1 rRNA gene (running past one end of the window) is annotated in these 2,457 nt (G+C 56.9%); it reads right to left on the bottom strand.

Annotated features, from left to right (window positions below):
• Window positions 1-21: 21 nt before the first annotated feature.
• A 23S ribosomal RNA gene (locus AB0F13_RS27690) occupies window positions 22-2,457 on the bottom strand; it runs 687 nt beyond the window's last position.

The raw sequence follows: 2,457 nt of genomic DNA, 5'->3' as shown, positions 1-2,457 counted from the left end.
ACACAGTGGACGCGAGCAACTGAGGACAAGCCCTCGGCCTATTAGTACCAGTCAGCTCCAACCGTTACCGGTCTTCCACACCTGGCCTATCAACCCAGTCGTCTACTGGGAGCCTTACCCCATCAAGTGGGTGGGAGTCCTCATCTCGAAGCAGGCTTCCCGCTTAGATGCTTTCAGCGGTTATCCCTCCCGAACGTAGCCAACCAGCCATGCCCTTGGCAGGACAACTGGCACACCAGAGGTTCGTCCGTCCCGGTCCTCTCGTACTAGGGACAGCCCTTCTCAAGACTCCTGCGCGCGCAGCGGATAGGGACCGAACTGTCTCACGACGTTCTAAACCCAGCTCGCGTACCGCTTTAATGGGCGAACAGCCCAACCCTTGGGACCGACTCCAGCCCCAGGATGCGACGAGCCGACATCGAGGTGCCAAACCATCCCGTCGATATGGACTCTTGGGGAAGATCAGCCTGTTATCCCCGGGGTACCTTTTATCCGTTGAGCGACGGCGCTTCCACAAGCCACCGCCGGATCACTAGTCCCGACTTTCGTCCCTGCTCGACCCGTCGGTCTCACAGTCAAGCTCCCTTGTGCACTTACACTCAACACCTGATTGCCAACCAGGCTGAGGGAACCTTTGGGCGCCTCCGTTACTCTTTAGGAGGCAACCGCCCCAGTTAAACTACCCACCAGACACTGTCCCTGATCCGGATCACGGACCCAGGTTAGACATCCAGCACGACCAGAGTGGTATTTCAACGACGACTCCACCATGGCTGGCGCCATGACTTCAAAGTCTCCCACCTATCCTACACAAGCCGAACCGAACACCAATATCAAGCTATAGTAAAGGTCCCGGGGTCTTTCCGTCCTGCTGCGCGAAACGAGCATCTTTACTCGTAGTGCAATTTCACCGGGCCTATGGTTGAGACAGTCGAGAAGTCGTTACGCCATTCGTGCAGGTCGGAACTTACCCGACAAGGAATTTCGCTACCTTAGGATGGTTATAGTTACCACCGCCGTTTACTGGCGCTTAAGTTCTCAGCTTCGCCCCACCGAAATGGAGCTAACCGGTCCCCTTAACGTTCCAGCACCGGGCAGGCGTCAGTCCGTATACATCGCCTTACGGCTTCGCACGGACCTGTGTTTTTAGTAAACAGTCGCTTCTCGCTGGTCTCTGCGGCCACACCCAGCTCAGGAAGTAAATTCCATCACCGAACATGGCCCCCCTTCTCCCGAAGTTACGGGGGCATTTTGCCGAGTTCCTTAACCATAGTTCACCCGAACGCCTCGGTATTCTCTACCTGACCACCTGAGTCGGTTTAGGGTACGGGCCGCCATGAAACTCGCTAGAGGCTTTTCTCGACAGCATAGGATCATCCACTTCACCACAATCGGCTCGGCATCAGGTCTCAGCCTCAATGTGTGACGGATTTGCCTATCACACGGCCTACACCCTTACCCCGGGACTACCACCGCCCGGGCTGGACTACCTTCCTGCGTCACCCCATCGCTTACCTACTACAGATCCGGGTCACCGGCTCCACCACTTCCCTTTCCCCGAAGGGTCCAGGACGGCTTCACGGGCTTAGCATCGTCTGATTCGATACTGGGCGTTTCAAAGCGGGTACCGGAATATCAACCGGTTGTCCATCGACTACGCCTGTCGGCCTCGCCTTAGGTCCCGACTTACCCTGGGCAGATCAGCTTGACCCAGGAACCCTTAGTCAATCGGCGCACACGTTTCTCACGTGTGTATCGCTACTCATGCCTGCATTCTCACTCGTGAACCGTCCACAACTCGCTTCCGCGGCTGCTTCACCCGGCACACGACGCTCCCCTACCCATCCCAGCGGGCGTTGGCCCTCATGCTGAAATGACACGACTTCGGCGGTACGCTTGAGCCCCGCTACATTGTCGGCGCGGAATCACTTGACCAGTGAGCTATTACGCACTCTTTCAAGGGTGGCTGCTTCTAAGCCAACCTCCTGGTTGTCTCTGCGACTCCACATCCTTTCCCACTTAGCGTACGCTTAGGGGCCTTAGTCGATGCTCTGGGCTGTTTCCCTCTCGACCATGGAGCTTATCCCCCACAGTCTCACTGCCGTGCTCTCACTTACCGGCATTCGGAGTTTGGCTAAGGTCAGTAACCCGGTAGGGCCCATCGCCTATCCAGTGCTCTACCTCCGGCAAGAAACACACGACGCTGCACCTAAATGCATTTCGGGGAGAACCAGCTATCACGGAGTTTGATTGGCCTTTCACCCCTAACCACAGGTCATCCCCCAGGTTTTCAACCCTGGTGGGTTCGGTCCTCCACGAAGTCTTACCTCCGCTTCAACCTGCCCATGGCTAGATCACTCCGCTTCGGGTCTTGGGCGCGCTACTCAACCGCCCTATTCGGACTCGCTTTCGCTACGGCTTCCCCACACGGGTTAACCTCGCAACACACCGCAAACT

Source organism: Streptomyces sp. NPDC026206 (assembly GCF_040638465.1).
Taxonomy (GTDB): domain Bacteria; phylum Actinomycetota; class Actinomycetes; order Streptomycetales; family Streptomycetaceae; genus Streptomyces.
Note: the sequence above shows the minus strand (reverse complement) of the source record. Positions and strands in the feature narration are given on the sequence as shown.